The sequence below is a fragment of the Candidatus Endomicrobiellum agilis genome, from assembly GCF_020328115.1.
GTDB lineage: Bacteria > Elusimicrobiota > Endomicrobiia > Endomicrobiales > Endomicrobiaceae > Endomicrobiellum > Endomicrobiellum agilis.
The window spans coordinates 1-8,410 of record NZ_JAIXMW010000014.1 but is presented as its reverse complement, the minus strand read 5'-3'; the positions used below and the strand labels follow the sequence as shown (position 1 = coordinate 8,410).

The window sequence follows — 8,410 nt, the reverse complement described above, 5'->3', positions numbered from 1 at the left end:
CGAAAATCTATGTGAATAGGAATTTGTGTCAAAACGTCTCTCTGAATCTCTTTTATAATAGCCGATCTTTTACCATCTTTAAAGTTTAAATCTATAATTACGTTGGCTCCGTTTGCCTCTATCGTTGAAGCAAAAGCTTTAGCATTAACGGATATAGATTCAGGTTTAAAGTTTTTTCCATAAAATACTGCAGGCACTTTTCCTTCTTTTTTCAAAGAAGAAAGACTTCCCTTAGAGCCGATTGTTCTTAGTTCAACATCTAAAATTACTTCATTCATTCAAATCCTCCATTGTTATACAACAGTAGTTTATTTTTATAAAAACAAAGCGCTTATTGACTCGTCGTTTGAAATTCTCTTTATAGCTTCCGCTAAAATTGGCCCTACACTTAATACAACAATCTTCTCATTTGGGCCTTCTTTTGACAGTGGAATAGTGTCAGTTATCACAAGCTCTTCTAAAGCTGAATTTTGAACTCTTTGCTTTGATTGTCCAGAAAGAACTCCATGCGTAGCTGCAGCAAGAACTCTTGCTGCACCTTTTTCTTTTATTGCATCAGCAACTTTAGTAAGCGTGCCTGCAGTGTCAACCAAATCGTCCACTATTATGCAAGTTTTTCCTTTCACTTCTCCTATGATGTTCATTATAGAAGCTTCGTTAGGGCGAGGCCTTCTCTTATCTACTATTACCAAACCCGCATGAATCAACTTTGCAAAAGATCTTGCTCTATCTGCTCCGCCTGCGTCGGGAGAAACAACAACAACATCTTTTAAATCCTTGTCCTGAAAATATTTTGACAAAATAGGTTTAGCGTAAAGATGATCAACGGGAATATCAAAGAATCCTTGAATTTGGTCGGCATGCAAATCCATTGTTAAAAGTCTTGTAACTCCAGCTGTTGCCAAAAGATTTGCAACAAGTCTTGCAGTAATTGGTACCCTAGGTTCTGACTTTCTATCTTGTCTTGCATAACCATAATAAGGGATAACGGCAATAATTCTTCTTGCTGAAGCTCTCTTTAAAGCATCGGCAAGAACCAAAAGCTCCATTAAATTTTCATTCACTGAAGGGCATGTAGGCTGAATTATAAAGCAATCTGCGCCTCTTACATTATCAGCTATTTTTACTTGAATTTCTCCATCACTGAAACGCCCGACTTTTGCTTCGCTCAACTCAACGCCGATATTTTCAGTGATCTTTTTTGCAAGATCTAAATTAGCGTTACCAGAAACAATCTTAAGCTTCATATGCACCCTTTCCTTAAAACAATAATATTATTCAAAACTGGTTGTTATTATTTTATTATTCTACGCTTTAGCTCTTGTCTTGCTCTTGCTATTGCAAGTTTACCAGACGGCACGTCTCGGGTTACAGTTGAGCCTGCTGCTATTACAACATTTTCTCCGACTTTAACAGGTGCAACAAAATTAACATTAGAACCCACAAAAGATCTAGACCCTATTATAGTTTTATGTTTATTTAATCCATCATAATTGCATGTAATTGTCCCAGCGCCTATATTTACGTCTTCGCCAATCTCAGCATCACCTATATATGAAAGATGGTTAACTTTAGAATTCTTTGATATTATAGCCTTTTTCGTTTCTGAAAAATTTCCTACTTTTACATTGTCTTTTAAAACTGATCCTGGTCTTATATGAGAAAAAGGCCCAACTTTAACATTCTTTCCAATAATAGCTCCGTTTATGTACGAATAAGAAATTACGCTATCACTACCTATATTAGAATTCGTTATATAGCTTGAGCCTTTCAAAACGCAATTTTTGCCTATAATAACGCTCTCGCCAATAAAAACGCCTGGATATATAACACTATCCTGCCCTATTTTTGCATCATATGAAATATATACGTTGTTTGCGTCTATAATACTTACACCATTTTCAAAAAGTTCTTTTATTTTCTTGTATTCTAATAGGGTTTCCGCTTGAGAAAGTTCTAATCTATTATTTATACCCTTTACTTCGTTTTCGTTTTTTGTAACAGTCAAAGATGCAGTTTTTCCCATACCTTTAAGTATTGCAATTGTATCTGTTATATAATACTCTTTTTTCACATTATTAGGCTTAACTTTTGAGAGCGCTTTCCATAAATTTTTATCAAAACAATATATACCAGAATTTATCAGATTTATCCGTTTTTCTAAAATATTTGCATCTTTTTCTTCAACTATTTTTTCTAAAAAACCATCTTTCTTTACTATTCTACCATATCCAAACGGATCTGAAACTTCAGCTGCTAAAACAGCAACCGAAGAATTAACTTTTTGATTATCTTTTATTAAAAATGCAAGCGTGTTTTTTTCAATCAAAGGGACATCTCCACTTAAGACCAAAATATTTCCGCCGTAACTTTTTAAAACTTTCCGTACTTGCATAACTGCATGTGCGGAACCAAGCTGCTCTTTTTGATAAACAATCTTCAAGTTCTTTACATTTATTTTTGCTAAATATTCTTCAACTTTATCTGCTTCATGGCCTAACACAACAACAATATTGTCAGGCTTTAAAGAAGAAACGGCATCTATAACCCACTTTATTAAAGGCTTGCCAGAAAGCGCATGCATCACTTTAGGTAAAGAGGATTTCATTCTAGTTCCCGCACCGGCGGCAAGTATAATTGCTGAAAAATTTTTCATCAATAAACCCAAAAAAATCCCTTTATAAAATTGTTCTAAAGGGAATACTTTAATTTAATGTCTTAGGCCATACAAATAGATTGTACAAAATTATTGGGAAAACCCAAAATCGACTTGTTAAGGCCAAAATAGATAAGTCTCTTTTTTTAGTAAAATAAAAAGGGGAAGAGATGCCTTTTTCTATCAAAGACATTTAGGTTGATGGAGGAAGCGAATTTAAGGCTGTTTTTAAAGATTATTGCAAATCTTTAAATATTTCCATGACCATAACGATATTGACACTAGTACGGATTTTTAGTTAAATTGTCGTATGACAAATATAAAGAATTCTACATTAAGTGATAGCCCTTATTGCACAGATTGCAGCAAATATCAACGTATTTGTGGTGATGATGCTACGCTAAATAAGCGCCCTTCATGGGATGTATACTTTATGAAATTGGCATGGCTTGTTGCAGAAAGGTCTACCTGTCGGCGCCATCATGTTGGAGCTGTTATTGTAAGAGATAAAAGAATTCTTACCACAGGCTATAACGGCGCAGCTTCCGCAACAAGGGATTGTTTGTCTCTTGGATGCTTGAGGGATGCCATGAACATACCGTCAGGTCAAAGACATGAAATATGTAGGGCCATACACGCCGAGCAAAATGCAATTATTCAAGGCGGGTATCACGGAATGAATATCAAGGGATCAACTCTTTACTGCACGCATTCTCCTTGCGTACTATGTGCAAAAATGATAGTAAATGCAGGAATAAAAAAAATTATCGCAAACATAGAATACCCCGATAATACTTTCAAAGAACTTTTCTCAGAAGCGAAAGTAGAATTTTCTACTTTGCATTTAAACAATCTCTCTATAACGCAAGTTCTATAAATGCGTGATAGCCGAGCTTGAATAACCCAAGGAGGCTTTTATGGTTAAAAAATTGACATTGGTGCTATGTAGTGTTTTTCTTTTCTTATTTCCTACACTATCTCTAGCCGGAGAACAATTAGGGAAATTTAAAGAGGGGTCCTTTATCTTTACTCCATGCTCTCATTGCCATCACTGTTGTCCATGCTGTCCTTCGTATCAAGCCTCTATTAAAAAACTAGACGATTTGTTAACTAAGTATGAAAAAGCTGCGGATGATAAAAAAGATGCTATAAAGAAAGATATAGAGAAGAATGTCGTAGAACTTTTGGCCAAAAAGATAGAAAAGAAGAAAGAAAAAATTGCTAAACTGCAAAAATTTGTAAGTGATTATGAAACCAAAAAAGACGAAATCGTACACGACAAAGTAGACTATTTAACAAGCGATAAAGGACGCAAAAAAATACATAAACAGAAAGCAAAAATTGACAAACACAACGAAAAGAAAAAGTAGTTATAAATAAAAATAGACGGAGTAGCTTTTTAAGCTCCGTCTATTTTTATTTGTCTATACAATTTATAACTTATAACACAATACTTACTATTTCTTGAGGTTTTTTTACTATAAAGTCAGGCTTATAAAACTCTATTTGCTCAAAATCGCAATATCCGTAAGAAACGGCAATAGACGCAACTCCAGCAGCTTTAGCTACCAAAAAATCGTTCGCACTGTCGCCAATCATAACTGTTTTTGAAAGGTCAGACTTTGTGTTTTTCGCTAATTCTAGAATTGTTTTTGGATCGGGCTTTCTTATATCTAAAGTGTCGCCACCCCAAACTTCAACAAAATAATCGCTAATTCCAAGGTTTCTCACTATATCTTTTGCGTAAACTTCGGTTTTGTTAGTAAGGATAGCTTTCTTTTTATCTTTTAAAGATTCCAACATTTCTTTTACACCACTAAACATGACGGTAGTATCAAACATGCGTCTTTTGTAATAAGAATTAAAACTATCTACAGTGTTTTGCTTAAATTTTTCGTCTTTACCAGGAATAGCTTTTGATATAAGAGCATTTACTCCACTTCCTACATAAGAACGTACTTGCTCTAAAGATAAATAGTCAAACCCGTTATCTTTCCTTACCGAATTAACTGAAGAAGCAATGTCACCCAAAGAATCTACAAGCGTTCCGTCTAAATCATAAATTAAAAAATCAAAACCCATAATCTCAAATCCTCTATATCCACTTTATTAATCCTGGCAATACTTGGATTTCCCCTTCGTACTGAGGTAAAGCGCGTATACTATACGCACATTTGCCGACTTTGTCAATAGGAATCTTTCCTTCAAAAATATAATTATCTCCATCTTTTGAAATAAGGTTCATTACACCTATGGTAGGTTCGCTTATAGATTGTTCATCAGTGGCAAATCCACTATAAATTTGAACACTTATATCATTTGGCGAAATAGTACCCAAATAAACTTTTGCCTGCACTGTTATCTCACTTGAAACTCTCATTTCGCTTGAAATATTATCGCTCATTGAAATAAACTTTACAGCATTCCAATTGCCATAAATACTCTTAACCCATGCACTTTTTGTCTTAGCTGGCTCATAATTATCTTTTTTGTATTTTGCGTACTCTAAAGCTGTAGGGATATAAAATTTCTTTGTATACTCCTCTATCATTCTATTAGTATTAAACACTGGTCCCAGGGTCTGCATTGAAAACTTAATTTTTTGCGCCCAACCTCTGGGTATACCATCTTGTCCTCTTGTAAAAAATAAAGGTATGATTTCGTTTTCCAGTATTTCATAAATATCCCTGCTTTCAACCAAATCCTGACAATTTCTGTCTGGATAGAGTTTGATTGATCCTATAGCCCAACCATTGCCACCGTTATAACCTTCGCACCACCATCCATCAAGAACACTAAAATTTAATACGCCGTTTACAGCTGCTTTCATTCCGCTTGTACCAGAAGCTTCTTCAGGTCTTAGAGGGTTGTTAAGCCAAATATCTGCCCCTTGAACAAGGTAATGCGCAACGTTTACATCATACTCTTCCAAAAATACTACTTTTCTTCTTAAGTCAGGATCTTTTGACAAAGAAATTATATTTTGAATAATAGATTTACCAATACTATCCTGAGGGTGGGCCTTACCAGCCATTATTATTTGTACAGGAAAATCTTTGTTTGTAAGAATTTTTTTTATTCTATCTAAATCCTTAAATATTAAGTTTCCTCTTTTATAAGATGCAAATCTTCTTGCAAAACCTATGGTCAACGCTTCAGGATCTAAAACCTCGTCTGCAAGATTTATTATTTTTCTTGTTGCTCCGTTCCTTTCAAGCTGTTTGCGAAGCCTAGACCTTGCAAAAGTAACAAGTCGCTCCCTTCTTCTTTCGTGTCCTCTCCATATTTCTGCATCTGGTATGTGAGTTACTCTATTCCAAATTGTCTGGTCTGCAGGTTCATCCCTCCAGGCTTCTCCTAAATATCTGTCAAACAAGTCTGAAAATTCATTTGAAATCCAAGTGTTTGTATGAACACCATTCGTTATGTGTGTTATAGGGACTTCCTTTTTCGGCAGATTAGTCCATATACCTTGCCACATATCTCTGGCAACAGTAGCATGCAAACGGCTGACACCGTTTGCTTTGTTTGAAGTTTTCAGTGCAAATATAGTCATTGAGAAATCTCTTTGATTAAAAGAAAATTCTCCAAGCTGCAAAAGTTGTTCTTTTGATATGCCAAATTTTTGACATAAAACTTCAAAATATTTTAGAAACAAATCGCTTGCAAAAACTTCATTTCCTGCAGGGACAGGCGTATGCGTAGTAAACACACAATTACTTTTTACAATCTGGAATGACGCGTCAAAAGAAAGACCATTTTCCATGCGTTGACGTATTTTTTCCAACAATAAAAAAGCCGAATGTCCTTCGTTTATATGTATAACATCAGGATCTATTTTTAAAGCTTTAAGCAACTTAGCGCCGCCTATTCCTAAAACTATTTCTTGGCGAATGCGCATATCTCTATCACCTCCATACAATTGCCAGGTGATAGTTCTTGCATCTTTTGAATTTTTGTCTATATCTGTATCTAAAAGATAGAGAGGAATTCTACCTACCTTGATTTTCCAAGCTCTTGCATAGATTGTTTGATTTAGGATATCAATATCAATTATTAGCTCGCTGCCATCGTCATTTTTTATAAGATCAAGAGGCATATGGAGAAAATTGTTTTCAATGTATTCTTCCTGCTGCAAACCGTCAAAACTCAAACGTTGCCTAAAGTATCCATATTTATACAAAAGGCCAACACCAACAAGAGGAAGACCCATATCACTTGCAGATTTTAAGTGATCTCCAGACAAAACGCCAAGACCTCCAGAATAAATGGGAATACTTTCATGTATAGCAAATTCAGTAGAAAAATAAGCAAACTTCAGATTGGCGTAGTCAGAGCAGTATTGTGCATACCATGTGTTCATGCCAAGATACTTGTCCAAAGCGTTTTTTACTCTTTCTACATGCGAAATAAAACTATCGTCTTGAGAAAGTTCAACAAGCCTCTCTTGGTTAATACTATCAAACATAGCTTTTGGATTATGGTATGTTTTTTCCCACATACACACGTCCACTCTTTTAAATAGCTCGTATGCGTCGCTGTTCCAACACCACCACATATTATCAGCAATTGTAATTAATGAATTTAATTTATCAGGAAGGTTAGGCACACCTACGAATGTTTTTATGTTTTTAGCTGTATAAGTTTCTTGCTTTTCATTAAACAGATCTAAATCCATACTAGCTCCTTTAATACAAAGTTTGTACATTGGAAACTATACGTATTTATATTTGATGGTTACAAAAATTACTCTATATGCTTTGCTTAACTTATCTTATCTGTAAAATCTACACTTTAAACCGTGACTACCATGGTATTAAACTTTTCTTAGATTTGTCAAAAACGAAAAAAATAATACTGACCTTACTCAAAGAAGTATACTTGTTTTTCTATATCTCAAAGAGGGGAGTATAGGTTATATGTATGGTGCAATGGCATTAGGTGTTTATGGCTTGCTAAATAATATTGAAAAAGAATATCTATTTTTGTAAAATAGCTACAAAATGATATAATTTTCTGTATAAATTAACCTCCATAGGATGTTGGAGAACTCTTTAGCTTAAGAATCTTTCTAAAAAAGCCTGTTGTCGCTACATTTAGATAGTTTGGTTGGTTGTCGTTTTTTTTATAACAGTTGCTGGTTTTGAGAAACGGTTTTATAGTGTTTCTGAAATATTAAGCAGGAGATAGAATATGGAAAAGTCGTTTGTGTTTGTTTTATTTGTTTTAGTGCTGTTTTGTTTTACTTCTTGTGGTAGCGGTAAAAATGGTAGCGTGCTATCAGGCAGGGCACCTAGTAGTAATCCTGCTGGTCCCGGGTCTTATAATCCTGGCAGTTCTGATCCAAATCCAATCCAATCCAATCCAATCCTGGTAATACCGGAGGTACTGGTACTGAAAGTTCTGCCTCCTCTTCTGCGAGTCCTAAGTATAGTAGTATACTTTCTTTCAATGTTAATGAGTTAATACAGATAATTGAATTTAATAGAGCCACGGATAGTATTGTCATAAAGAATTCTAATAACCCTGTTGCGGCAAACTATAAGATATTAAAAAATAATTATAAAAAGATTGGTACTTTAGATGGAGTTTCTTTAATAATTTTTCGGAATAATTCTGATACTTTAGATCTTTATATAAAATCATCTACTGGTGGTAAAATAGTCGCAGGTAAAACAAATGAGAATTATGTTGGTGAGCTTAATGTAGGAGGACCAGTACAGCAAATTATAGAAAACCCTACCTTAGGTGTGG

Annotated in this window: 6 protein-coding genes and 1 pseudogene; 2 read left to right on the top strand and 5 right to left on the bottom strand. The window is 34.6% G+C overall.

The annotated features are described in order from the left end of the window. From LE179_RS06310 to glmU, 3 genes and pseudogenes are all read right to left on the bottom strand, one after another. Nucleotides 1-278, bottom strand: a pseudogene (locus tag LE179_RS06310) (50S ribosomal protein L25); the annotation flags it as partial. A 36-nt stretch (nucleotides 279-314) separates the two neighbouring features. Continuing rightward, entirely contained in the window at nucleotides 315-1,247 is a 933-nt protein-coding gene (locus LE179_RS06305; protein ID WP_374129528.1) for a ribose-phosphate diphosphokinase, read from the bottom strand. Between the two features lie 47 nt (nucleotides 1,248-1,294). Next, complete coding sequence (gene glmU / locus LE179_RS06300) at nucleotides 1,295-2,656, bottom strand: bifunctional UDP-N-acetylglucosamine diphosphorylase/glucosamine-1-phosphate N-acetyltransferase GlmU (RefSeq protein WP_374129527.1); 1,362 nt, start codon at nucleotides 2,654-2,656, stop codon at nucleotides 1,295-1,297. A gap of 433 nt (nucleotides 2,657-3,089) precedes the next feature. On the opposite strand from glmU, the gene LE179_RS06295 reads away from it, so the two are divergent. Both LE179_RS06295 and LE179_RS06290 read left to right on the top strand, forming a co-directional pair. Further along, nucleotides 3,090-3,533, top strand: a complete 444-nt coding sequence (locus tag LE179_RS06295) for a cytidine/deoxycytidylate deaminase family protein (RefSeq protein ID WP_374129526.1) — start codon at nucleotides 3,090-3,092, stop codon at nucleotides 3,531-3,533. A 40-nt stretch (nucleotides 3,534-3,573) separates the two neighbouring features. Beyond that, nucleotides 3,574-4,026, top strand: a complete 453-nt coding sequence (locus LE179_RS06290; RefSeq protein ID WP_374129525.1) for a hypothetical protein — start codon at nucleotides 3,574-3,576, stop codon at nucleotides 4,024-4,026. Nucleotides 4,027-4,096: 70 nt separating this feature from the next. Here the strand turns inward: LE179_RS06290 and LE179_RS06285 are convergent, their stop codons facing one another. Together LE179_RS06285 and glgP are read right to left on the bottom strand one after the other, a co-directional pair. Then, complete coding sequence (locus LE179_RS06285; RefSeq protein WP_374129524.1) at nucleotides 4,097-4,738, bottom strand: HAD family hydrolase; 642 nt, start codon at nucleotides 4,736-4,738, stop codon at nucleotides 4,097-4,099. A gap of 13 nt (nucleotides 4,739-4,751) precedes the next feature. Then, entirely contained in the window at nucleotides 4,752-7,334 is a 2,583-nt protein-coding gene (glgP, locus tag LE179_RS06280) for an alpha-glucan family phosphorylase (RefSeq protein ID WP_374129523.1), read from the bottom strand. Nucleotides 7,335-8,410 lie beyond the last annotated feature (1,076 nt).